The organism is Pseudomonas sp. dw_358 (assembly GCF_018449655.1).
Classification (GTDB): Bacteria; Pseudomonadota; Gammaproteobacteria; order Pseudomonadales; family Pseudomonadaceae; genus Aquipseudomonas.
Map to the genome: position 1 here is coordinate 1 of NZ_JAAVUX010000028.1, position 24591 is coordinate 24591.

21 protein-coding genes are annotated in these 24591 nt (G+C 64.4%); 14 read left to right on the forward strand and 7 right to left on the reverse strand.

Features of this window, described 5'->3' with window-relative positions; genetic code table 11:
- Window positions 1-288 precede the first annotated feature (288 nt).
- Together HB675_RS25000 and HB675_RS25005 are read left to right on the forward strand one after the other, a co-directional pair.
- On the forward strand, window positions 289-945 hold the full coding sequence (locus tag HB675_RS25000) for a glycosyltransferase (RefSeq protein ID WP_213881844.1): 657 nt from the start codon (window positions 289-291) through the stop codon (window positions 943-945).
- The gene (locus tag HB675_RS25005) at window positions 942-1784 is read left to right on the forward strand and encodes a galactosyltransferase-related protein (protein WP_213881845.1); all 843 of its coding nucleotides are present in this window, start codon (window positions 942-944) and stop codon (window positions 1782-1784) included. The genes HB675_RS25000 and HB675_RS25005 overlap by 4 nt, the downstream gene beginning before the upstream one ends.
- On the opposite strand, the gene HB675_RS25010 is transcribed toward HB675_RS25005, so the two are convergent.
- Window positions 1720-2808 (reverse strand): hypothetical protein, encoded by a 1089-nt coding sequence (locus tag HB675_RS25010; protein ID WP_213881846.1) that lies wholly within the window; start codon window positions 2806-2808, stop codon window positions 1720-1722. The genes HB675_RS25005 and HB675_RS25010 overlap by 65 nt on opposite strands.
- The gene (locus HB675_RS25015) at window positions 2801-3898 is read right to left on the reverse strand and encodes a glycosyltransferase (protein ID WP_213881847.1); all 1098 of its coding nucleotides are present in this window, start codon (window positions 3896-3898) and stop codon (window positions 2801-2803) included. The genes HB675_RS25010 and HB675_RS25015 overlap by 8 nt, the downstream gene beginning before the upstream one ends.
- Window positions 3899-4107: 209 nt before the next feature.
- Between HB675_RS25015 and HB675_RS25020 the strand changes: the two genes are divergently transcribed.
- Window positions 4108-4824 carry a CatB-related O-acetyltransferase gene (locus HB675_RS25020; RefSeq protein ID WP_213881848.1) on the forward strand — a complete coding sequence of 239 codons (717 nt, stop codon included), beginning with the start codon at window positions 4108-4110 and terminating at the stop codon, window positions 4822-4824.
- Window positions 4825-4891: 67 nt separating this feature from the next.
- Here the strand turns inward: HB675_RS25020 and HB675_RS25025 are convergent, their stop codons facing one another.
- Window positions 4892-5725, reverse strand: a complete 834-nt coding sequence (locus tag HB675_RS25025) for a CAP domain-containing protein (protein WP_213881849.1) — start codon at window positions 5723-5725, stop codon at window positions 4892-4894.
- 235 nt (window positions 5726-5960) lie between these two features.
- Between HB675_RS25025 and HB675_RS25030 the strand changes: the two genes are divergently transcribed.
- The 7 genes from HB675_RS25030 (at window position 5961) to HB675_RS25060 (ending at window position 15950) form a co-directional block, all read left to right on the forward strand.
- Window positions 5961-6752 (forward strand): aldolase/citrate lyase family protein, encoded by a 792-nt coding sequence (locus tag HB675_RS25030; RefSeq protein WP_213881850.1) that lies wholly within the window; start codon window positions 5961-5963, stop codon window positions 6750-6752.
- Entirely contained in the window at window positions 6749-8824 is a 2076-nt protein-coding gene (locus HB675_RS25035; protein ID WP_213881851.1) for a TonB-dependent siderophore receptor, read from the forward strand. Before HB675_RS25030 ends, HB675_RS25035 begins: the two co-directional genes overlap by 4 nt.
- Before the next feature lie 80 nt (window positions 8825-8904).
- On the forward strand, window positions 8905-10104 hold the full coding sequence (locus HB675_RS25040; RefSeq protein ID WP_213881852.1) for a siderophore biosynthesis protein PvsA: 1200 nt from the start codon (window positions 8905-8907) through the stop codon (window positions 10102-10104).
- Window positions 10101-11879: an IucA/IucC family protein gene (locus HB675_RS25045; RefSeq protein WP_213881853.1), complete on the forward strand. Its 1779-nt coding sequence runs from the start codon at window positions 10101-10103 to the stop codon at window positions 11877-11879. Before HB675_RS25040 ends, HB675_RS25045 begins: the two co-directional genes overlap by 4 nt.
- Window positions 11864-13003: an MFS transporter gene (locus HB675_RS25050; RefSeq protein WP_213881854.1), complete on the forward strand. Its 1140-nt coding sequence runs from the start codon at window positions 11864-11866 to the stop codon at window positions 13001-13003. The genes HB675_RS25045 and HB675_RS25050 overlap by 16 nt, the downstream gene beginning before the upstream one ends.
- Window positions 13000-14769, forward strand: a complete 1770-nt coding sequence (locus HB675_RS25055) for an IucA/IucC family protein (protein ID WP_213881855.1) — start codon at window positions 13000-13002, stop codon at window positions 14767-14769. Before HB675_RS25050 ends, HB675_RS25055 begins: the two co-directional genes overlap by 4 nt.
- Complete coding sequence (locus HB675_RS25060; protein WP_213881856.1) at window positions 14766-15950, forward strand: type III PLP-dependent enzyme; 1185 nt, start codon at window positions 14766-14768, stop codon at window positions 15948-15950. The genes HB675_RS25055 and HB675_RS25060 overlap by 4 nt, the downstream gene beginning before the upstream one ends.
- A 5-nt stretch (window positions 15951-15955) precedes the next feature.
- On the opposite strand, the gene HB675_RS25065 is transcribed toward HB675_RS25060, so the two are convergent.
- The 3 genes from HB675_RS25065 to HB675_RS25075 all read right to left on the reverse strand — a co-directional run bounded on the left by HB675_RS25065 (window position 15956) and on the right by HB675_RS25075 (window position 19795).
- Window positions 15956-17581: a methyl-accepting chemotaxis protein gene (locus HB675_RS25065; RefSeq protein WP_213881857.1), complete on the reverse strand. Its 1626-nt coding sequence runs from the start codon at window positions 17579-17581 to the stop codon at window positions 15956-15958.
- Between the two features lie 138 nt (window positions 17582-17719).
- Window positions 17720-18721 (reverse strand): inositol 2-dehydrogenase, encoded by a 1002-nt coding sequence (gene iolG, locus HB675_RS25070; protein WP_213881858.1) that lies wholly within the window; start codon window positions 18719-18721, stop codon window positions 17720-17722.
- A 48-nt stretch (window positions 18722-18769) separates the two neighbouring features.
- A complete protein-coding gene (locus tag HB675_RS25075; RefSeq protein WP_213881885.1) occupies window positions 18770-19795 on the reverse strand; it encodes a LacI family DNA-binding transcriptional regulator in 1026 nt (341 codons plus the stop codon).
- A gap of 134 nt (window positions 19796-19929) precedes the next feature.
- On the opposite strand from HB675_RS25075, the gene HB675_RS25080 reads away from it, so the two are divergent.
- From HB675_RS25080 to HB675_RS25095, 4 genes are all read left to right on the forward strand, one after another.
- Complete coding sequence (locus HB675_RS25080) at window positions 19930-20772, forward strand: SDR family oxidoreductase (RefSeq protein ID WP_213881859.1); 843 nt, start codon at window positions 19930-19932, stop codon at window positions 20770-20772.
- Complete coding sequence (locus HB675_RS25085) at window positions 20769-21920, forward strand: phytanoyl-CoA dioxygenase family protein (protein WP_213881860.1); 1152 nt, start codon at window positions 20769-20771, stop codon at window positions 21918-21920. The genes HB675_RS25080 and HB675_RS25085 overlap by 4 nt, the downstream gene beginning before the upstream one ends.
- Window positions 21921-21970: 50 nt before the next feature.
- Window positions 21971-22891 carry a sugar ABC transporter substrate-binding protein gene (locus HB675_RS25090; protein WP_213881861.1) on the forward strand — a complete coding sequence of 307 codons (921 nt, stop codon included), beginning with the start codon at window positions 21971-21973 and terminating at the stop codon, window positions 22889-22891.
- Between the two features lie 323 nt (window positions 22892-23214).
- The gene (locus tag HB675_RS25095; RefSeq protein ID WP_213881862.1) at window positions 23215-23871 is read left to right on the forward strand and encodes a YitT family protein; all 657 of its coding nucleotides are present in this window, start codon (window positions 23215-23217) and stop codon (window positions 23869-23871) included.
- 84 nt (window positions 23872-23955) lie between these two features.
- Here HB675_RS25095 and HB675_RS25100 read toward each other — a convergent pair whose 3' ends face one another.
- On the reverse strand, window positions 23956-24528 hold the full coding sequence (locus HB675_RS25100; protein ID WP_213881863.1) for a GNAT family N-acetyltransferase: 573 nt from the start codon (window positions 24526-24528) through the stop codon (window positions 23956-23958).
- Window positions 24529-24591: the final 63 nt, after the last annotated feature.

The following is a 24591-nucleotide window of genomic DNA, read 5'->3' on the forward strand; positions in this document are numbered from 1 at the left end:
CTTACAGCGCCTTTTCCTAAAAAGCTACTTAAATTTTCGTTTAAATTCAGTAGCTTACGCTTGGATCAGTGTTGAACTGCTCGTCTGCGGGAGGCGAATAATACAGGATTGAAATACCCGGTCAACCCTTCCCCCTGCTTTTTTTTCATTCTGTTCAAATGACAGTCTGTCGGATCAACGAAACGCTGCCACAGCCGCCCAGTCAACCTTTCACACCGAGCCGAAGGCGTGACCCCCTCTGTACGGTCCACCTGCGCCCGTCGCCACTGCCGATCCCAAGGAGCACCCATGATAGGTGTCGTCATCCCTGCTCATAATGAAGAGCTTTCGCTGCAAGCCTGCTTGCAGAGCGTGATCGCTGCCGCAGCCCATCCACTGCTGCTCCACGAACACGTACATATAGTGGTGGTGCTGGACAGCTGCTCGGACGCCTCCCGGGCTATCGCCGAGGGCTTTGCCGTCACCGTGATCGAAGTGCAAGCCCGTAGCGTCGGCGTGGCGCGTGCCACCGGCGCCCATGCATTGATCGAGGCCGGCGCGCGTTGGCTGGCCTGCACCGACGCCGACACCACGGTCCCGACCGACTGGCTGGCGGCGCAACTGGCCCATGACGCCGATGCTGTCTGCGGGGTGGTGGAGGTGGACGACTGGGGCCTGCACCACCAGCAAGTGCGTGCCCGCTACGAGGCCTGCTACACCGACTGCGATGGCCACAGCCACATTCATGGCGCCAACCTGGGCGTGACGAGCGCGGCCTACCTGCTGGCCGGTGGCTTTCCGGCGCTGGCCTGCCATGAAGACGTTCACTTGGTACGCGCCCTTGAAGCGTCGGGCGCGCGCATCGCCTGGAGCCGCTCGGTGCGTGTGCGCACCAGCGCTCGCGTGGACTTTCGCGCCCAGGGTGGTTTCGGCAGTTACCTGCTGGGCCTGGCGAGCACGGTATGAAGGTCATCACCCTGGTCCACGATCGCCAGCAGCAGCTGGCCAATCTGATCAAGGGCCTGGAGGCATCGAATCTGCCGCCGGAAGAACTGTGGATCGTGCACATGAACGAAGCCCCCAGCGCCTGGGTCAGTCATCGTTTTGCAATCCATTCCTGCCGGGTGGATGGCATAGGCGGCTTGCCCCTGGCCAAGGCTCGCAACAGCGTGGCGACCCTCGATCCGCTGGCTTCTTGGGTGTTCCTGGACGTTGACTGCATCCCCGCCGGCAATCTGTTGACCGATTACCGCAACAGCCTGACAGCGCAGCCCGACGCTCTGCACATGGGCCAGGTGCGGTACCTGCCCGAAGGCGCCACTCGTTCGGACTGGACCGAGGCAACGCTGCTGGAGCAAGGCATCGCACACCCGCTGGCCGCATTTCGCACCGCACCGGGTAGCGCCTTGCCCCACCACCTGTTCTGGTCGCTGAACTTCGCCTGCCAAGGCAGCACCTTTACAACCATCGGCGGATTTGACCAAGGGTTCCGGGGGTACGGCGCAGAAGACACCGATTTTGCCTTTCGCGCGCGTCAGCAGGGCGTGCCCGTGATCGACAGCCCGGCCCTGGCATTTCATCAATACCATCCTACCTTCGATCCACCGCTGAACCACTTCGCCGACATCGTCGCCAATGCTCGACGCTTCCATCGCCGCTGGGACGTCTGGCCCATGGAGGGCTGGTTGAACGCCTTGCGCGAGCGCGGCCTGGTCTACTGGGACGATGAACGACTGGAAATCATTCAGACGCCGACGGCGGCGCAAGTGGCCCAGGCGCTGAAGGCTGACCGCCTGGGGTTCTGATCAAGCGATCCAGGGTAGCCTCGACCCACTGCGCCGCCTGCCGGGCCGACGCCGGATCCGCCCAGCCATACCAGCGCCCAGGGTCCAGGCGCTGCGCCCGCGCCAGCAACGCCGGCCACGCAGGTGCTGGCGGCCAACCCTGCTCCAGGCCCAGCGCCACCTCCAACGCATTCAGGCGCCGAGCTTGCAGGCGCTGCTCGTCGAACGGCCGCTCCTCGGCCACGGCAATGTAGCGACAGCCCAGGGATGCGGCCTCGGCTACCAGACTGTCACTGGCACTGCCGATCACCACTTCGGCCTCGCGCATGGCTTGCTGCGGATCGTTCAAGCGCCCGAGCCATTCAAGATTGGGCAACCCTGTCCCCGGGGCCAACGGACCGGCCACGCGAAAGTGCCATTCCGGACACTGGGCCGCCACGGCTGCCAGCAGTGACGTGGACAGCCCAGTGCCACCGTGCCCACTTATCACCAACGCCTGACCGGCTCGCGGCGTTGCCAGCGGCGCACCGGCAAAGCGCGAGAGCCAGCCACAATAGGCGGTCTTGTCACGTATCCAGGCCGCGGTAGTCGGGGCTTCCATCGGCTTCGGCCAAGGGGCCAGCAGCGCACTGGCGCTTTCATAGGCGAGGCGATGGGCAGCATCATCACGCCTGCCATGCTGGCGCACATAGATCACTGGCACCCCGCACAGTCGCGCCAGCAGCGCCACTTCCACAGAGACATCCACGACCAGCACGCAGGGCCAGTGCTGGTAAAACCACTGGACGAGCATGGCCATGCGCTCACGCAGCCCCTGCACGGCCAGCGGCGCATAATGCAGCCCATCGATGCGTTCTACATGAGGCATGGGATCGGCCGTATCACCCGGCAGCAGCAATCCGTGCACGCCATCAGGCAAGGAGTGCGGCAATTGCGAACCGATCAACGTCACCGGCACCTGCAGCGCCTGGGCGATACACAGCGCGCGGGCAGCATGGCCAGCGCCATGATGATGCACGTAATAACCGACCTGGGGCTCAGGCATGCTGGGATGCCACCTCGATGAGCAAGGCCTCGTAGCGCTCCAGCATCAGGGCCTGACTCCACAGGTGTTCGGCTCGCCTGCGGCAAGCCAGTCGCGACTTCCCTTGGGCGAGCGGGATCGCCGCAGCCAGAGCAGCCACATCATTGGCCGGGACCAGACAGCCCACCTCATCACAGAGCAGATCGCCCATCGCCCCGCGATCAAAGGCCGCCACCGGAGTGCCGCAGGCCAGCGCTTCAGCCACCACCAGGCCGAACGGCTCATCCCAGCACGGGGTCACCAGCGCCAGCGCCGCACTGGCCAACTGCGCAGCCAGCTCTGAACGTTGCAAGTGGCCGAGGTAGTCCACGCCCGGCCCCAGCCGAGGTTCGATCTGCTCCCTGAAATAGCCTTCGTCCGCTGCCTGGCCCGCCAGGCGCAGGGGCATGCCCGCCAGGCGCGCCGCGTCGATGGCCAGATGCGCGCCCTTGTCAGGTACCAGTCGCCCGAACCATAGCGCATGCTCACCCACCTGCGCAGCGGGCCGCCAGCTGTCCAGGTCGATGCCATTGGGGATCACCGCGCACGGACCGACCACCTCGGTCCAGCGCCGCGCGTTGGCCTGGGACAGCGTACTGAAGCGTCCGGTCTGACGCTCGCCGCGCAACGCATTGACCATTTCGAAAAACGGCGGCGTGTGCAGCACGGTCAACATCGGCGTGCGAATCAACGAGGCCATGGTCACGGGCACGTAGTGCAGGCTGTTGTTGAAGATCACATCGAAACGGTAGTCATCGATGCGTTGCATCAATTTGAGGTACGCATGATGCTCGGCTATATAAGTGCTGCTCAGGCTGGGATGGCGACACTGTTCCTCGTCCGGCACCGCCACCGCTTCCAACTCCGGCGCGCTCCCGGCTTTTGCGAACAGTGTGACGGCATGCCCACGCGCCCGCAGCCCGAGCGTGACATCATGGGTGAAGGCCTCCAGCCCACCGGCAAACGGCTGGCACACCGGGAACTTGATATGGGTCAATACGCCGATTCGTAGCGACTTGTTCCTGCCGGCCGGGGGGGCCCATGGGGTGATTTCTTCGTAACTGCGCCACATGCCGGATCTCCTCCTCGTGTCTAGTTCAGGCGGCGGCGGGAGGGTTTGGTTCCGTGCGGGGTGTCGGTGGTCGCCGAACAAGGCGCGCCGTAAGCAACATGCACTAATAACAAGCTTTTGGTCAAAGCTGAAGAATATGTCAGAATTGATACCTTTGACCGCTACACCCCATGGCGGACTCATCCTGATACGACGACGGACTGCCCACCATGAACTTCCTGCGCCGCACCCTGCTGGACCGCCAGCTCAAACGCGCCCTGGCCCGCAATCAATGCCGCCTGGACAGCGGCATTGGCAGCCTGCGGCGAGACATGGAGCTGACGCTGGAGACAGGAGTCAAGTTGCACCGCGTCAAGATCAACGCTCACAAGCTGAGCATCGGTGCCTATACCGACATCGTCAGCGGCACGGAACTGCAGGACGTCGCCAGCATCGGCCGCTACTGCTCAATCGGCCGCAACGTTACCATCGGCCAGAACCGCCGCTCTCATCCGCTGCATTGGCTCAGCTCCCATCACCTGCTGGTGGGCATGCGCCAGCGGGCCGATGCTGACGAGCCTGCGCCGATCAAGCAGACGGTGATCGGCCATGACGTATGGATCGGCATGGACGTGCTGGTTCTCGAAGGGATCACCATCGGCACCGGCGCGGTGATCGGCGCCCAGTCGCTGGTGACCAAGGATGTACCACCCTACGCCATTGTCACCGGATCGCCAGGCACCGTGCAGCGCTATCGCTTTGAACCTGAGGTCATTGAAGGCTTGCTGGCGAGCCAGTGGTGGAACCTGAGCCTGGACCAGTTGGCGCAGCTGCCGATGGAGGAGCCGGAACAGTTGCTCGATGCGATGAAAGGCCTCACGGCCGCAGCGTGCGCGATGGGCAAGGTGACGGTGCGCAGCCGGCCGTTTTCGGTTAAGCATGGGTAGTTCAAAGAATGCCGCCGCCCTGCTTTTCTTTCGCTTTGCAGCGAGCGTCTGTGTGTAGCCATGGCATTCACCGCCCACCAAAATCCGCTGTCCAGTAAATCCCCGCATCACTCTTGGGATCCGTTCCATACCCCACCCCCATATCGCTGAAGCCGGCATTCATCAAGTTCGCGCAATGCCCGGGGCTGGCGATCCAGCCGTCCACCACCTTGCGCGCACTGTCATAGCCGGCGGCGATGTTCTCGCCGGTCTGTTGCCCGGCGTACCCGGCCAGCTCCATGCGGTCACCGGGCATGGTGCCGTCGCGGCCCTGGTGGTCGAAGAAGTTCTGGTTGGCCATGGCCCGCGAGTGGCCTTCGGCGGCGCCCGCCAGGATCGCGTTCCAGGTCAGGGGTGCAGCAGCGGCGAACCCTTGGCTGCCGCATTGACGCGGCTGGGCGCGGGCCTTGTTGATCAGGTCCAGTACCTTGTGGCCCTCGGCAGCGGAGGCATCGAGTTTGCCGGCCAGCAGAGGACGCGCCACGACGATGCGCCAGTCACGGTCGGCGCGACTCACGCCGATGTTGATGAACTGCGGGTCGAGCACCACCTGACAGAAGCTGTCCTTGACCACTTGCAGGGCGCTGCCCGCATCCCGCGGGCCGGACAGGGTAATGGCGCGCACGTTGGCCATGGGATAGCTGGCCTGGGCCATGGCCTGGCGCAGGTCGACCTTGCCGGTGGGGGGCAGGATCAGCCGCGTGTCGTTGCCGAGCGGCGGCAGTTCAGGCGAGGCCTGGTTGCCACACTTCTGCACCTGGCTGCGGTAGGCGTTGATCGAGTCGAGCAGTTGGGTCTCTTCGGAGGCCAAGGCGTTCGTGCTGAGGGCCAGGGCCGCCACAAGGCAGAGGTGACGAAGCATTCAGGGATCCTGTGAGAGGAATCGAGCGCGGCTCGAAGCCCGCGCGCCAGGTGTTGCACACACGACACGCAAAATATCACCGACGCGACCGGTGCGCACCGCTTCCACGCGTCTTTGCCCGGAGGGCTTTTCAGAGCGCTCAAGAAAAAACGCACTAAATTGATTCAAAATACTATTGATAACGAGAATGATTAGCGTTAGTGTGCGTCCACTTTCTGACAGGAGTCACTCACCGATGCTACGGACCTCCCGCGTATTTCAACGGCTGCATGACGCCGAACCTGTCCACGGCGTGCTCAACTCGTTGCCCTCGCCTCTGCTATGCGAAATGATCGCCGCCGCCGGCTATGACTACCTCATTCTCGACCTGGAACACCTGCTGCGCGACGGCGACGAGCTGATGCATTGCTTGCGGGCCTGCGAGGCTGCGGGTATCTCGCCCTGGGTCCGCCTCGCTGAAGTAGACGGCAAGCTGATCGGCCGCCTGCTGGACGCGGGCGTCGAAGCCATCGTGCTGTCGCGGGTTGAAAGTGTGGAACAGATCATCGCCGCCCAGCAGGCCGCGTACTTCCCGCCCCGTGGCCAGCGCGGCATCACTGGCGGGCGCTGCACCGGCTTCGGCCAGCTGGCCCTCCCCGAGTACATCGAGTTGGCCAACCGCGTCTGCCCCATTGTCCCCATGATCGAAAGCGCCGCCGGGTTGCGCGCGCTACCCGAGATCGTCGCCTTGCCCGGCATTGCCCTGGTGATGGAAGGCGCCCTGGACCTGGCCCTTGACCTGGGCCTCGGACCGCAACCGGCGCACCCCTTGGTGTGGGACGCGTTGCAAGGCATGGCCGTCGTCTGCGAGGCGGCCGGCGTCGCGTTCTGCGCCAACCCGCGCAACGCCGCACAACAGGCTCACTGGCAAGCCCACGGCGTTCTCGCCTGGCTCGCCGGCGAAGATCGCGGCCTGTTGCAGGCCGCGCTCAAGGAGCGCTTGAGCAACCTGCAACACCCTTCCGTAGCTACCAAGAACCTGAAATGAAAAAAATAATCTATCTGTCAGCCCTACCCCTGGGCCTGCTCTCGCTGGCCGTCATGCAAGCGGCCCGCGCAGCCGACGAAACCGTGCTGGCCCCGGTGGAGATCAAGGGCGATGTCCTCGGCTCGTCCAGCGACGAAAGCGTGCGCACTTTTGCCGGCAGCCGCAGCGTGATCACTAGCCAGGACCTGAAAAAGCCCAGCGTGCGCGGCCTCGACGACGCCTTGCAACGGGTCCCCGGAATCAAGATCTTCGACGAAACCGGTACCGGCGCCTTGCCGCAGATTTCCGTGCGCGGCCTGTATGAAAGCCGTAGCGGACGTATCCAGGCGCTGTCCGACGGCATCCCGCTGGCCTTGGCGCCCTACGGCCAGACCGGTCTGTCGCTGTTTCCGATGACCATCGCGGCGGTGGACCGGGTGGACATCGTGCGCGGCGGCGCGGCGGTGCAATACGGGCCGAACAACGTCGGTGGGGTGATCAACTTCATCAGCCCGCCGATCCCCCGCGAGTGGACCACCAACCTCTCGGAAAAAACCACCTTCAACGCCGGCGGCCGCCAGCTCTTCGACACCTACCTGGGCACCGGCGGCTACGTCACCGACAACCTCGGCCTGCAACTGGACATCAACACCGTCAACGGTGAGTACGGACGCGAGCACTCCGACACCAACATCCAGAACTACCGCCTGCGCGGCCAATGGAACATCGACGACGACAGCGACCTGAGCTTCGGCGTGCAGCACTACCGCGCGGCCCTGGACCTGTCCGGCGCCCTCAGCGTCAAGGACTACAAGGACAACCCGCGCCAGTCGACCCGCCCGCTGGACAGCTTCGACGGCAACACCGACCGCGCCTGGGGCACCTACACCCGCAACCTCGGTGCCCATGGGCCGTTCGACAACGTGGAGTTCAGCTGGACCAACTTCGCCAGCAAGAGCTACCGCAACTTCGTGGTCGGCCTGCCGTTCACGCCGGACGGCACCGCCGTGACCAAGCAGGACGGGCCACGGGACTTCCGCGTCTGGGGCACCGAACCCAAGCTGAGCATGAGCATCGACGGCGACAAGGTGAATCAGACGTGGCTGCTGGGTGCCCGCTACGAGAGGGAAACCATCGACTACCGTGTCGACCGCGAGGCCTTGGCCACCGGCGTCAGCTCGGTGTTCCGTGACTGGCATTTCGACGACGAAGCCAAGGCCGCGTACCTGAGTAACGCCATCAAGCTGTTCGACAACCGCCTGACCATCACCCCGGGTGTTCGCTACGAGAACGCCTCCATGGTCTATCACGACGGCGTGACCGGTACAGCCAACACCAACCAATCCATGGAATGGCTGCCCGGTCTGAGCGTCGGCTTCCAGGCCACCGACCAATGGTACGTGTACGCCAACGCCCAGCGCTCGCTGCGCCCGCCCCAGGTCACCCAGATCGTCAAGGAAGGTTCGGTGGGCGCGGAGCTGGCCTGGAACTACGAGACCGGCGTGCGCTATACACCGTGGGACGGCCTGCGCGTAGACCTGGGCCTGTACCGCATCGACTTCAAGGACCAGATCGAATACAACGCCACCCTGGACCGCTACCAGAATCTGGGCAGCACCCGTCACCAAGGCGTGGAAACCGAAGTGTTCTGGACCCCGTCCGCACTCAGGAACCTGGACCTGCATGCCAGCTTCGCCTACCTCGACGCCAAGCAGCGCAGCGGCCAGTACGCCGGCAACGAAGTGCCCTACGCCTCGCGCCAGCAACTGACCATGGACAGCCGCCTGCACTTCGCCCAGCACTGGACCTGGACCGCCGACGGCCTGTACGTCAGCAAGGCCTATACCGACGCCGCCAACTCCGGGCAGGAAGACGCCTCCGCGTCAGTGGGCCCGCTGCCCGCGTACTGGGTGTTCAACACCGGCCTGGAACGAGAATTCAAGCTCCGGGATAAAAGCGTACTGACCGCCTCGGCCGGGGTCAGCAACCTCTTCGACCGCCAGTACTACATGCGCGGCATCGACACCAGCCCGTGGGGCCGCCAACCGGCTCCCGAGCGCGCTGTCACCCTGGGGGTCAACTACCGCTTCTGATCTTCGCGCTCTGCGCTTGCTGTAAACCAGTCGCCCACGCCGGTTTGGGGGGGTGACTGCTGCCCACAAAGGAGACTCATATGGATCGCTCTCTCGTCATCCTCAGCCATGTTGTCCACCCGGCTGTCACCGAAGGTTTTCTGGCTGCGGCCCTGCGCCGACAGCTGCCGGTGGTGATCATCAGCGACCACGCCCAGGAACACAGGCGCTGGCTGAGCCACAATCTTCCTGACCACGAGCCGCTCCAGGTACTGGAGTGCGATGTCTTCAACCCCCTGGCCGTGATCGAAACCCTCAACGGCCACGGCATTCACCCCCTGGCGGTGTTCTCCAACAGCGATCACCTGCAAACCGCCACCGCCTTGGTGGCCGAAACCTTCGACTGCCCCGGGAAGGACTGGCACCTGTGCTACGCGGCCAAAAACAAGGCCGCGATGCGCGAGCGCCTGCAACGGCTGGGCCTGCCAGGACCGTGGTTCGCGGTACTGACGCCGGGCCAGCCGGTGCCGGCCGACGCGCCTTGGCCGCTGGTGGCCAAACCCCGTGAAGGGGTGGCCAGCCTGGACGTGCAACTGTGCCGCGACGCCGCGCAATTGCAGGCCTATTGCACGCAGTTCTGGCAACAGCAACCCGGCCGTGCACTGTTGCTGGAGGCCTACATGGAAGGCCCGCTGTTTACCCTCGAAACCCTCGGCGATGGTCACAGCCTGCAAGCCATCGGCGGCTTCGACGTGACCCTGTCCGCCCCGCCCCATTTCGTCGAACTGGCGGCTCGCTGGAATGGCCCGATCAGCGTGACCCAGCGCTCCGCGGCCCTGGCCCAAGTGGCGGCCTTCGGCATCCATTTCGGCGCCTGCCATAGCGAGTTCATCCTCACCGAGCAAGGCCCGATGTTGGTGGAAATCAACTACCGCAGCATCGGCGACGGCCGCGAATTCCTGCTCGACCGGTTGCTTCCTCAAGGCTGGTTCGACAGGATTCTGGCGGTGCATCTGGGCCACCCCCTGCCCTTGGCACAAGCCAGCAGTGCCGAGGCGCTGGTGCACTATCTGGTGGCAGACCGCGCCGGGCGCCTGGCCAGGGCGGCGGGCAGTTTCAACCAGCAACGCGGCGAGCATTGGTGTGATTACCGCGCCTTGCGGCACGTGGGCGACGACATTGCCCTGAGCCATTCCAACAAGGACTATCTGGGCGTACTGCGCCTGATCGCCCCTGACGCCAAGGCCCTTGATGCGCGCTTTGCCGATACTCTCGACAGCCTGCGCTGGGTGATGGCATGAGTGGGCCGACAGAAGACCTCGACCAGGCCGTCATCGGCCAGCGCATCATCGACTGCTGCCTGCGCGAAGACATTCGCGGCCTATCAAGTCAAGGTCAGGTGCATGCGTTGCCCGCCCACTGGAGGCTGCCCGCAGACATCACCGAAGCCCGCCATTGGCTGTTCATCCGCCACCTGGGCGAGGAAGAGCTGGTGCTGCCAGTGCACCGCGCCAGCCCGATGCAGGCCTGGAGCATGCTCGGTGACCGTTGGCTGTGCCACCGCAACGACCACATCCGGGTCGAACAGGGCTACAGCCGCTGGTTGCAGCGCCTGAGCCTGGATCTGGACGACGAAACCCGTCAGCTGTTCGCCGCCTACCAGCGCGAGGCAGACTGCGCGGTGGAGCACCGGCGCCTGTGCGCCGAGGCCTATGGCGTGCACATCGCTCGCCTGGAACGGGTACTCGACGCGCCGGGCTGGGACCGTCGCCTGTTGGGCATCGACCAACTGGCCAGCTACCTGGACCACCCGTTCTACCCCACCGCACGGGCCAAGAGCGGCTTCGATGCCAAGGCCCTGCAGCACTATGCGCCGGAGTTCGCCCCCAGCTTCACGCTGCGCTGGCTCGCGGTGCCCAGCGCCGAAATGCACCTGACCAGCCCTGTGCCCACCTTCTGGCCGAGCTTTGCCGACGTCGGCCTGAACGCCGAACTGGCTGCCAGTCATAGCCTGTTGCCGGTGCATCCGCTGACGTGGACCGAGCTGGCGCAGCACGGCCTGCCCGAGCACAGCGTACGTGCGCCCCTGGCGTTTCTGCAGGTCGAGCCGACCCTCTCAGTGCGCACTGTACTGTGTGTGGACCACCCCCACTGGCACTTCAAACTGCCCTTGCTGGTCTGCACACTGGGCGCGCGCAACCTGCGCCTGATCAAACCGAGCACCTTGTACGACGGCTACTGGTTCCAGCGCATTCTGCACAGCCTGAGCCAACGCGACCCGCAACTGGCCGGGCGTTACTTGCACGTCGACGAACAGCACGGCGGCCATGCGGCAGAGCAAAGGCACCTGGCCTACATCGTGCGGCGTTACCCGGACCACCTGGCGAGCAGCACCCTGGTCCCGGTTGCCGCGCTGGCCAGTCCGTCGAGCGACGGTCGGCTGTTTCTCGAACAGCTCGCCGCGCGCTTTCACGGCGGCGACCTCGATGCCTGGCTAAATGAGTACCTGACCCTCCTGCTCCAGGTACACCTGCGCCTGTGGCTGCACTATGGCATCGCCCTGGAGGCCAACCAGCAGAACGCCGTGCTGGTGTTCGAAGCGAGCCGGCCACTGCGCCTGCTGATGAAAGACAACGACGCCGCCCGCCTTTGGCCGCAACGCTTTGGCGCCGCCTGCCCGGACCTCGCCGGCCAGGTGCATGAGCTGCGTGACGAACGGATCCGCGTCAACGACAGTCAGCCGCTGGGCGAGATGTTCTGCACCATCACCCTGCAGTTGAACATCGTTGCCGTCCTCGAAGCCATGATCGCCCGCCGTCTTGCGCCGCGCGCACAACTCTACGGCCAGCTGCGCCAGTGCCTGCACCAGACCTTGGCACAGCTGGAAAGCGAAGGCATCGATTGTCTGGATGCGCGAAGGGCACTGCTGGACAACCCGCACTTGCCAGTCAAATACCTGCTCAGCGCCGGCAGCCTGTTCAGCAAGGCTCGATCGGGCGCCCACGACATCAACAAGTTCTATGGCTACAGCGCCCGCAACTTCCTGCTGGAGGACCGGCCATGCCACGCCGACTGATCGCCAGCGTGCTGCTGGGCCATTACCTGTCGGCTTTCACCGCGCTGGGTATTCCCCTGTACCTGCCGCGCATGCTCGACAGTCTCGGGGCGCACCCGCCCACCTGGACCATCGGCGTGCTGTTTGTTCTGCCGACGCTGTGTACCGCACTGGCGGCGCCTTTGTGGGGGCGGCTGGCCGACCGTCGCGGCTGTCGGTTATCGCTGCTGCGAGCCCATGCCGGGTTGTTTGCCGGATTCCTGCTGGCCGGCTTCAGCCCCAATCTGGCAGTGTTTGCCCTGGCGCTGGTGATTCAGGGCACCTTCGGCGGCGCCATGGCGGCGTCCAACGCCTACCTGTCGACCCAGCTCAAGCCGGCGGACCTGTCGCGGGCGCTGAACTGGACCCAGTACTCGGCGCGCCTGGCCTTGATCAGTGCGCCGATCCTGCTGGGCGTGCTGGTCAACGGTGGCCTCGGGTTGCAGCTGTACAGCGGGCTGGCAGTGCTGCCGCTGCTGGCCTTCCTGATGATCCTGCCGCTGCCCGCCGACGCGCCTCGGTGCCGCAGGACGGCGGCACCGACGGTGGACGAGCCGTTGCCCCATGACCTGCCGAGGCTGTTGGCCGTGCAGTTCCTCTTCAGCTTCGCCATGGTGGTGACCTTCCCGTACTTCATGCCTTACGCCCATCACCTGGGCATCGCCAACCAGGCACTGATCGGCATCCTGTACAGCCTGCCCCATCTGGTCTACCTGCTGGCCATGCCTTGGGTGCAACGGCGCCACGATAACCTGCTGCTGCCGGGTCTGGCCCTGCTGGCGGCCAGCAGTGGCCTGCAATTCTGCGCGGCCAACGGCGAAGTGCTGCTGGCCCTGCGAATGGTCAGCGGCGCAGGCATGCTGATGACCTTCGTCGGCCTGCACCGCTGCCTCAGCCAACGCAAACGGGCCGGCAGCGCCGGGCGCCTGTTCGGCTGGTTCGATGCCAGCGCCAAATGGGCGGGCGCCGCCGCCGGCGTCAGCGCCGGGCTGGTCAGTCAGGCCAGCGGCAACGCCGCCCCCTTCATTGTTGCCTGCGTGGCTGGCGTGACCGCTCTGGTCCTGGCGCGGCCACTGGTGTCCACTTCTCGGGAGATCTGCGCATGATTCGCGCTATCGACGCTGTATCGTTCAACCTGCAACACTGCGCCATCGACGGCGATGCCCAGCGCCACGCCATCGAGTGCCTGCTCAACTGCTACCTGCGTGAATACGCCCTGCCACGGGGCGAGGCGCAACTGGACGAACTGGCCCGGGACGTGCCCATGAGCCTGCGCCAGGTCCCGGGCAAGCTGGTCAGCGTGCAACTGAGCAACGGCCGGCTGGTCATTCGCAGCGACCGCACCAGCGTGCTGGGCCGCTGCCATTTCGTCAGCGCGCCCTACTTCAAGGGCCAAGGCCAGGGCTGGCGACCGCTGGCGGTGGCCGAGCTGGCGCGTCTGCTGTGCCAGCCGCTGGGCCAGCCCGAACGCCTGAGTGAACTGCTCGAGCAGGTCGACAACAGCCTGGACATCACCACGACTTTTCTGCGCCATGGGCCGACCGATAACGGCGGCGGCGCCGACAGCCTGCTGAGCTCCGAGCAGCATCAGGTCTGGGGCCACGCCCTGCATCCCACGCCAAAAAGCCGCGAAGGGGTCAGTACCGCCGACCTGCTGGCCTGCTCGCCGGAAGTCGGCGCGCAGTTCCAACTGCACTGGCTGCGGGTCGACGCCGATTTGATCCGTCATCAAGGTCAGGATCCGCGTTCCTGCCTGCGCCAGTTGTCGGGCCGTGAAGACCTGTACCCCTGCCATCCGTGGGAGGTACAGCGTCTACTGGCTGACCCACTGGTGCGCAAGGCCATCGCCGCCGGACGCATCGACTATCTGGGTGCCCAGGGCCAGGCGATGTTTCCCACCTCGTCGGTGCGTACCCTCTACCACCCGGACCTGGACTACTTCCTCAAATTCTCCGTGCATGTGCGCCTGACCAACTGCGTGCGCAAAAATGCCTGGTACGAGCTCGACAGTGCCGTGGCCTTGACCCGCCTGCTGGCACCCCTCGCCGATCATCTGGCCAGCACCCACCCCGACTTTCTGCTGATGCCCGAACCCGCTGCCACAGCGCTGGACCTGAGCAGCCTGGGCAGCCTGGAACAGGCCCGGGAAGCCATAGAATGCTCGGGCATCCTCTACCGCCAGAACCTCGACCGCGCCAGCCGCGAGCGCTATGCGCCGCAAGTGGCCATGGCGCTGTTTACCTGGGACCGCGAGGGCCGCAGCGTGTGCGCCGCACAGCTCGAGCAGTGCGCCGCAAAGCTGGCCGTCGACTACCCCCGGGCTGCCGAGCGTTGGTTGCAGGCGTACGCCGGCATCCTGCTGGATGGCATCCTGCACTGCTTGTTCGCCCAGGGCGTGGCGCTGGAACCCCATCTGCAGAACACCCTGGTCGGTTTCGACGGCCAAGGCTTGCCCTGCCGGGTGTGGATCCGCGACCTGGAAGGCACCAAGCTGGTGGAATCTCACTGGCCGGCCGAGCGCCTGGCCAGCCTCGACCCGCGCACCCGCGCGTCGCTGTATTACAGCCCGCTGAAGGCCTGGCAGCGAATTGCCTACTGCGCGCTGGTGAACAACCTCGGCGAAGCTATCTTCCATCTGGCCAATGGCGACGGCGCCCTGGAAAGCCGCTTGTGGAGGTGTGTACAGACGCTGTTGCAGCAGCAGTGCGAGCAACTGGACAACCCGCCGTTGCTGCGCGAGCTCTGCGCCGGCGGCCCGCTGCCGAGCAAGGAAAACTTCATGACCCGCCTCATGATGAAAGCCGACCGCGAGGCCGGTTATACCGCCCTGCCCAACCCCATGCTGGCTGCCAACCGAGCGGTGCAACCATGAGCCTGCCCGCCCGTATCCTCCAGGCCGTGGACACCCTGCGCAGCCAACAGCAAGGCCCGGTGTGCGCCTACCTCTATGACCTGCCGGCCCTGGCCCGGCATGTGCGGCAGATGCGCGAGCATTTGCCGGCCGGCTGCGAATTGTTCTACGCGGCCAAGGCCAACCCGGAAGTGGCGATCCTGCGCACGCTGGCGCCACTGGTGGACGGCTTCGAAGCCGCCTCCGGCGGCGAACTGCGTTGGCTGTACGAGCAATGTCCCCACGCGCCGCTGATCTTCGGTGGCCCCGGCAAACTCGACAGCGAGCTGCAGCAGGGTCTGGATTATCAGGTCGCCGCTTTTCATGTCGAGAGCCTGACCGAACTGCACAACCTGGCCCGTCTCGCCGCAGCACGCGGGCAGACCGCGTCGATCCTGCTGCGCCTGAACCTCAAGCTGGCCGAAGCGCCGGACAGCCGTCTGGTGATGGGCGGCAAACCGACCCCGTTTGGTCTGGACGAGGAGGCGCTGGAAGAAGCCCTGGCGATGATCGCCGAGGCACCGGCCCTGCAACTCCAAGGGCTGCACTTCCATCTGCTGTCGCACCAGCTGGACGTGGACGCGCACCTGCGTCTGATGCGCAGCTACCTGCGCACCTTCAAGCAGCTATGCCGCAAGCGGGGTCTGCAACTGCCGCTGCTCAATGTCGGCGGCGGCATGGGTATCGATTACCGGAACCCCGAGCAGTCCTTCGACTGGCCACGGTTTTGTGCGGGGCTGGGTAATGTGATGGCCCAGGAGCAGCTGGGCAGCACGCGCCTGCGCTTCGAAATCGGTCGTTTCATCAGCGCGGCATGTGGCTACTACGCCATGCAGGTGCTGGACATCAAGCGCAACCACGGGCAGTACTTTGCCATCGGCCGCGGGGGCACACACCATTTCCGCACGCCGGCGGCCCAGGGCCATGACCATCCCTTTGTCGTCGTCCGTGGCCCGCAGCCGGCGCAGCTCAGGGGTCAGTCGGTGACGCTGGTAGGGCAGCTGTGCACGCCCAAGGATGTACTGGCCACCCAGCAACCGGTGGCCGAACTGGCCATCGGCGACATTGTGGTGTTCACCCACGCCGGGGCTTATGCATGGAACATCTCCCACCGCCACTTCCTCATGCACGAGCCGCCGCGCATGGTGTTTCTGGAGCACTGATCCACTCACACGCGAAAGCGCGCCACCGCCTCGTTCAATGTCGCGGCCAGGCGCGCCAGCTCATGGCTGGCGTCACTGATCTGGCCGGCGCCGGACGATGACTGCTGGGACAGGTCACGGATGTTGGTGATGTTGCGGTCGACTTCCTTGGCCACCTGCGCCTGCTCTTCGGCGGCACTGGCGATGACCATGTTGCGCTGGTGAATCTGGTCGATGGAGGCCGTGATCTCGCTCAGCGCGCTGCCGGCGCCCTCGGCCAGCGCCAGGGTGTCGCCGGCACGCTGGGTGCTGGCCTGCATGGAACTCAGCGCCTGGGCCGAACCGCTGCGCATGGCGGTGATCATCTGGTCGATTTCCAGGGTCGACTGCTGCGTGCGGTGCGCCAGGGCGCGGACCTCGTCGGCCACCACCGCAAAGCCACGACCGGACTCCCCCGCACGGGCCGCCTCGATGGCCGCGTTGAGCGCCAGCAGGTTGGTCTGTTCGGCGATAGAGCGGATTACGTCCAGCACCTTGCCGATGTCCCGCGACTGATCCGCCAGGCTCTGCACCAGCCCCGAGGTCTCACCCATGTTCTGGCTCAGGGCATGAATCGCGCCGACCGTGTCGCTGACCCGGGACTGCCCTTGCAGGGCGGTTTCATTGGAGTGGCGCGTGGCCTGGGAGGTCGACACCGCGTTGCGCGCCACCTCTTCGGCGGCCGAGGTCATCTCGTTGACGGCGGTGGCGGCCTGTTCGATTTCAGCCGTCTGTTGTTGCAGGCCCAGGTTGCTCTGGTCGGTGATGTCGCTCATGCCACTGGCTGCCGTTGCCAACTGCCCGGCAGTGCCGTGAATCAGTTGCAGGGTGCCGCGCAGGCTGCCTTGCATGGTCTGCAGGGCGATCAACAAGCGCGTGACTTCGTCGCGGCCGGTAACGTTGACCGGCCGGGTCAGGTCGCCCTGAGCAACGTTTTCTGCCGCCTCCACCGCCAGGTTCAGGGGGCCGACAATGCTGCGGGTCAGCAACCAGGCCAAAGCGACCGTGGCCAGACCGGCCAGCACCACCAGCCCGATCACGATAATGCGCGAGCGATCGTATTGCGCCTGTGAAGCCTGCCCCTGCTGGGCGATCTGCTGGTTGTAGTAATCGGCGATGGCATTGAGCTGAACACCAGAGCCGTCGACCACGGTTTTCATGTCCACCAGCAGCAGCTTGTTCAGCTCGGTGGTCTGTTGTTTTTCCGCCAGGGTGAACGACTGGGCAATACCCTGCTGGTACTGCACCAGGGAGCCCTGGAACTGCTGATACAAGTCGCGAATCTGCGGGGAATCCACTTCGCCGCCCAAGGTGGTCAGCTGTTTGCTCAGGTCCTGGTTACGGGTGTCCATCTGGCTGCGGTAGCTGGACAGGCTGGCAGGGTTGGGGTCCAGCGCCATTCGCAGGGAGATGGTGCGAATGCGCAGCATGACTTCGCGGATGTCAGTGACCAGCCGCATTTTCGGTACCAGATCATCCTCCACCTGCACCGCCCGCTCGCGAATACTGGCCATGTTGACGAGGGCCAGCAGGCCGAGGAATGCCACGATCAGGGCGATCAGGGCAAAGCCCAGGCCCGCCCGGCGAGCGATGGACAGATTACGTAAGGGCATTGGAATTGTTCTCTGATATGGCCATAGGACATCGTATGACCCTATCGGCTGATCTTCGCCTGACTTGAACGTTCTCTTCGATCAAGCGCTTTCGCGACCCGGTGGGAGCAGGCCTTGGCCGCGAAGCAGGCGACGCGATTACAGCGCCGGCACCCGCACCACCGTGCCGCTGGCCAGCGAACGCAAGCCGCACTCGGCCAGGTGCAAGGCATGCAAGCCATCGCGCACGGTGGTCGGCATCGGCAGATCGGCCGTCACTGCCTCGATGAAATGCGTCAGTTCGTTGCGGTAGGCACCGGCATAACGCTCGAGAAAAAAATCCAGCAAAGGGGCGCGGGTGTCGGTGCCGGCGGCGGTCCAGGTGCGCACGCCGGTGGCCCGCTGGTTGTCATTGAACAGCACGCCGCTGGCGCCGGACACCTCGATGCGCTGGTCGTAGCCATACACCGCTTCGCGGCAGGCATTGATGTGGCACTGCTTGCCCGAGTCGGTCTTGAGCGACACCATCACGCTGTCGTAATCGCCGATCTCGGCCAGCCACGGGTCCACCAGGCGGCTGGCCATGACGAACACCTCGGTGGGCTCCTCACCCAACAGATGGCGCGCGGTGTCGAAATCATGGATGACCATGTCGCGCAGAATCCCTCCCGAATGGCGCAGGTAGTCCCGCGGCGCCAAGGCGTTGTCGCGGCTGGTGATCACCACCTGGCGCACTGCACCGATCGCACCGGCGTCGATGGCCTGGCGCAACGCCAGGGTGTCCGGGTCAAAGCGCCGGTTGAAGCCGAGCATGACCCGGCCCTTGAGGCGCTCCACCTCGGCCACCGCATGGCGGGCCTTGGCCAGGTCCAGGTCAATGGGCTTCTCGCACAGCACTGCCTTGCCCACCGTCACGGCCTGCAACAGCAGGTCGACGTGGGTGTCGGTGGCGGTGCCGATGATCACCGCGTCGACGTCGTCGCGCAGCAACGCGGCCGAATAATCGTAAAGCCCTTCGCAGCCCCACTGGGCACTGAGTTCGTCAACGGCGTCGCGCCAGGGGTCGGCAATGAGCACCAGGCTGGCCTGGGGGTTGGCGGCAACGTTCGCAGCATGGATACGGCTGATGCGCCCGGCACCAAGGACGGCAATTCTGAGCATGAGGTGTCTCCCATTTGTTGTTATTGAGGGATCGGTGAAGCAAAAGCGTCAGAGCGGCATGTTGAACGGCGTGACGATGTGCACATCCGAGGCCGGAATCGGCCCGGCTTTCCACAGTCGATGAAATTGCAGGATGTGCATCAGCAGGTGGCGAGCATCGATGTCCAGTTGATGATCAATGACAGCGGCGATCTTTTCCTCGATCAGCAACTGGCGGTTTTCTTCGTCCAGATCATGGCCGATAAACACCGACAGCGGCCGATCCTGGGCGGCGAAGGCATCGACGATAGCTCGGTTGCCGCCGCCGACGCTGTACACCGCCTTGAGCGACGGTGAGTCTTTGAGTTGCTGGCTGACCCGCTGGAAAGTCGGCTCGTAGACCCCGCTGCCGCCGCTGATGTCCAGCACCTGCAAGTGCGGTGCACGGCCGCGCAGCCACATGCGAAAGCCCATCTCTCGTTCTTCTTCCCCGCGAAACAGCTGGCTGCTGAGTACCACCGCCACGGCCTGCGGCGCGGGGTCGAGCCAACGCGACAGCAGATAGGCAGCGGTTTGCCCGGCGGTGCGGTTGTTCATGCCGACGTAGGCGATGCGCTCGCTGTCGGGCAGGTCGGTGACCAGGGTCACCACCGGCACCCCGGCGGCGGTGACCTGATTGACCGCCTGGTTGATCACCGGCTCGTCGGCTGCCTTGAGCACGATACCCTGGGCCCCACGGGCGGCGCTGCGCACGATCAACTCGCGCATGCCCAGGCTGTCGATCTCTTCGAAGAAATGAAAGCGCGGAAAAATCCGGAACGGTGCCAGCCCGCCCAGTTGCGCGGTGATTGCCGTCTGCACGGCGGCGCTGAAACGCCGTGGGGTGTGCATGATCACATCGACATGAAAGGTGCGGCCCACGGCCAGACCTGTCTTTTCCTGAGCCTCGAGTTCGTCGAGGGCCTGTTCGATTCGGCGTTGGGTCTGGTAGTGCACACTGCCACGGGCGTGCAGCACCCGGTCCACGGTGGCCTTGCTGACGCCGGCCTGGGTGGAAAGCTGTTTGATGGAATAGCGCCGCGCGCGATCAAGCAGTGAAATCGTCATGCTGAAGCCCAGACCCTGTTGAGGTTTTTATGAGGTCTTTTCGGGGTTTTGTGAGGCAGATGCAATGCTAGTCTCAGTTCCACAAGCTGTACAGCTCACAACAAAAACAGCAGGAGCCACCCATGTCACTCGTTGCCAACATGCGTCCGTTCGTCAACCAATACTTCGTCGTCACCGGCAGCACCCAAGGCCTCGGCGCCGCCGTGGCGCGCACCCTCGCCCAGCGTGGCGCGGCCGGCCTGATCATCTGCGGGCGCAGCGCCAGCAAGGGCCAGGAACAGGTCCGACAACTGGCCGAGCTGGATTGCCAGGCATTTTTCGTCGAGGCCGACCTGGAAAAGGTCGACGACTGCCGGCGCATCATTGCCGCTGCCGACGAGCATTTCGGCCGTCTGCACGGGCTGGTCAACTGCGCCGGCATGTCCGACCGCGGCACCATCCTCGACACCTCGCCGGAGTTGTTCGACAAGATCTTCGCCGTCAACGTCAAGGCGCCGTTCTTTCTGATTCAGGACAGCATCAAGCTGATGATCCGTGAAGGCATTGCCGGGGCCATCGTCAATATCCAAAGCGTCAGCGGCCTGGGCGGGCAGTCGTTCTTGACCCCGTACTGCACCTCCAAAGGTGCGTTGGCCATCCTCACCAAGAATGTCGCGTTCAGCGCCCTGCGCAACCGCATCCGGGTCAACGCCCTGAACATCGGCTGGATGGACACGCCCCACGAAGATGACATTCAGCGCCAGTACCACGGCGCCCAGGACGGCTGGCTGCAGGCGGCCGAAAAGGCCCAGCCGTTCGGGCGCTTGCTCAAGCCCGAGGAAGTGGCCCGCAGCGTGGCCTTTTTGCTGTCCGAAGAGTCCGGCATGATGACCGGCTCCGTGATCGACCTGGAGCAGGGGGTGATCGGCTGTGGCGATGGCGCAAGCCCACGGCCCGAGGCCCCGCTGCAATGGCCGCAGCCATGAGCGCCTACGTCGGCACGGCCGACCTGTCGGTAACGGACTTTGCCGCGCTATGCCAGCAGCGCTGCACGACCGCCGACTATCCCCACAGCAGCGACGTCCAGGCTAACGTCCTGATCTACGAGGCCAGCACTTTGAGCGAGGCGCTGGACAGCGACCCGCGACCGTTGATGAGCGAACTGCACCGCGCCTTCCGCCATGGCCCCGGTGTGCTGGTGGTGCGCCAGGCCTTCACTGACGGCGCGCTGATCGACCGTCACAGCCGGGTGTTCGAGCGCATCCTTGAAGAAGAAGCGAAAACCGGTGCGGGGGCCGACCACTTTGCCAAGCCCGGCGCCAACGGACGTATCTGGAACTCGCTGCAAAAAGCCGCCCTGCTCGCCCCGGAGTCGTTCATCGAGTATTACAGCAACCCCTTGCTGGGTCTGATTGCCGAAGCCTGGCTGGGCCCCTGCTATCAAGTCACCGCCCAGGTCAACGTGGTGCGGCCCGGCGCGGCCGCGCAGCAGCCCCATCGCGACTATCACCTGGGCTTTCAGACCGTGGACGTGCTGGAGCACTACCCGCTGGATGTCCAGGTCATGAGCCAGTACCTGACCCTGCAAGGCGCGGTGGCCCACACCGACATGCCCATTGAAAGCGGCCCGACCCTGTTGCTGCCGTTCTCCCAGCAATACGACCTGGGCTTTCTCGCCTGGCGCGACCCGGCCTTCATCGATTACTTCCATGAGCACGCGGTGCAACTGCCCTTGGCCAAGGGCGACCTGCTGTTCTTCAACCCGGCGCTGTTCCATGCGGCGGGTACCAACCGCACCGAGCACCTGCACCGCATGGCCAACCTGCTGCAGATTTCATCGGCGTTCGGCAAGACCATGGAAACCATCGATTACGACCGCATGATGCTGGCGCTCTACCCTGGTCTGCTTAAAGGCCTGGAACAGAACGAACTGGGCGAACGCAGCCTGGAAGCCGTGATTGCCACGGCGGCCCAGGGCTACTCTTTCCCCACCAACCTGGACACCGACCCGCCCCTCAAGGGTCTGGCCCCCACCACAGGGCAACAATTGCTGCGTGAAGCGCTGCGCGAACGACGCCCCTTCAGCGCCTTTGCCGCCCAGGTCGATGACATGCGCCGCAAGCGTCGCGCCTGACCCTGCCATAACGGTTCAACACACAACAACAATAAGACAGGACTGCCTCCATGAAAAAAACCTTGCTTGCATGGTTCTTCGTTCTCATCTCGCCGCTGGCCATGGCCGATGTACGCATCGGCGTGAGCATCGCTCAGGTCGACGACGTGTTCCTCGCCCAGATGCGCGACTACATGGCCGCCCATGCCAAAGAGCTGCCCGGCGTACAGCTGCAGTTCGAAGATGCCCAGGGCGATGTGGTGCGCCAGCTCAATCAGGTGCAGAACTTCACCGGCCAAGGGGTCGACGCCATCATCGTCAACCCGGTGGACACCTCGGCCACCGCGCAAATCACCGATCAGGCCACCAAGGCCCATATTCCGCTGGTCTACGTCAACCGCCGCCCGGGCGAAGCGCAGCTGCCGCCGGGGGTGGGCTACATTGGCTCGGACGAGGTCAAGGCCGGCGAACTGCAGATGCAATACCTGGCCGACAAGATGGGCGGCAAGGGCAACCTGGCAATCATGCTCGGCCTGCTCTCCAACAACGCCACCTATAACCGCACCAAGGGCGTGAAGGAAGTGCTGGCCAAATACCCGAATATCCACATCGTCGAAGAACAGACCGCCGAATGGCAACGCACCAAGGCCATCGACCTGATGAACAACTGGCTGACCTCGGGCAAGAAGATCGACGCCGTGGCGGCCAACGCCGATGAAATGGCCATCGGCGCGGCCATGGCCATCAAACAGGCCGGCATGACCCCGGGCAAGGACATTTTGGTAGGCGGCAGCGACGGCGGCAGCGCCGGACTGGATGCGATCAAGAATGGCGAGCTGGCAGTCACGGTGTACCAGGACAACAAAGGCCAGGCGCGGGGTTCGATCGACCTGGCCTTGAAGATGGTACGCAAGGAACCCTATACCGCCGAGGTGACCATTCCTTACCAGTTGATCACGTTGGAGAATTATCAGAAGTTTTTGAATCCTTGAATCCTTGAAGCATTGAGACTGGCAGCCGTTTTTTTTCCGGCTGCCCTCTTTTGCGCAGGATATCCCCTGACGTCATTCCACAACGCCATTCCGACGCCCGCGTGCCAATACTCGGTGACGCACACGATCTGCCACCCCCAGAATTATTCAGAATCCACTCGTAATACCACGAAATAAAAAATTCCATTCCCCGCCCGACCGATTAAAATCCCGCCATGCCCTTGCGACCCTACCCGGTCGCTGCGTCCAGGCCGGTGCGATCCACCGCCGCTTCGCTGCAAGGGCTGCCATCCCACAAGGAAAAGCCATGCATCAGGTGATATATGCATCGAAAAGCTGAGAGCGCCACAAGGCAGGGTCCAGACGATCTGTCCGACGGAGTGAGTCCCTACCCGCGACACAACCTGCTGGATGATGCCTACGGCCTGTTCATCGGTATCTCGCTGGCCGCGACCGGGGTGGCCATTCTGGCCAAGAGCGGGCTGATCACCGGCGGCATCGCCGGGATGGCGCTGCTGGTGTCGTTCATCAGCCCCTATACGCCAGCGATGCTGGTGCCGATCATCAACATTCCCTTCCTGCTGTTCGCGCTGCTATGCATGGGGCGCTCGTTCACGCTCAAGAGTGTGATCGTCAGCCTGTGCCTGGCGTTGGGCATTCAACTGGTCAGTCCGATGCTCAACCTCTCGGGCATTCATTCGGGCATCGGCTCGGTGCTGGGTGGCACCTTTCTGGGCATGGGCATCCTGTGCCTGGCGCGGCATAACGCTTCACTGGGTGGAACCGGCGCGGTAGTGCTGTGGATTCAGCGGCGGTTTTCCATCAATGCCGGGCTCTCGCAGCTGGCCTGTGATTGCCTGCTGTTTGTGGTGGCGAGCGTGTATCTGCCATTCGAGAAGCTGATGTGGTCGCTGCTCGGGACCCTGGCGATGAATTTCATCTTGATTCGCTGGCATAAACCGGGCCGGTACCGGGGCTAGGCGACCCTGGCCCGGCACTGGCCATAAACGCGGCCCCTCTCTCCCTGCAGGACCGAGCTTGCTCGGGACAAATGCACCCCTCTGTCAATGCCGGTCCCTGGCGTCTGCTTCCCGAGCAAGCTCGGTCCTGCAGGGCGTGCTGGCAGCGCCGTCGCCCAATGAACGCTGCATGAGCACCGTATCGAGCCAGCGCCCGTGCTTGAAGCCTACCGACTCGAACACACCGACCTTGCGAAAGCCCAGGCGCTCATGCAAGCGGAGCGACGCCAGGTTTTCGCTGTTGCCGATGATCGCCACCATTTGTCGCCATCCACCTGCGATGCACTGTTCGATCACTGCGTTCAACAGCGCGTGACCGATGCCCAGACCGGCCATGCCCTCACGAACATAGACTGAGTCCTCGGCCGTGAATCGGTAGCCCGGACGAGGTCGGTACAGGGTCGCGTAGCCGTAGCCAAACACTTCCCCGTCGCGCTCGGCCACCTGATACGGCAAGCCGGCATCACGGATGTCGGCGCGGCGTTGCAGCATCTGCTTGAGGGTCGGTGGCTCCAGTTCGAAGCTGGCCGAGCCGTGAATCACGTGATGGGCATAGATCGCCTGCACCGCAGGCATATCGTTTTCATGGGCGTCGCGCAGGATCAGGTCATGGGGCATGGAGGCACTTCGTCGCACTCAAAGGTGGGGCGATTGTGACCGAGCCAGCCCCGACCGTCACGC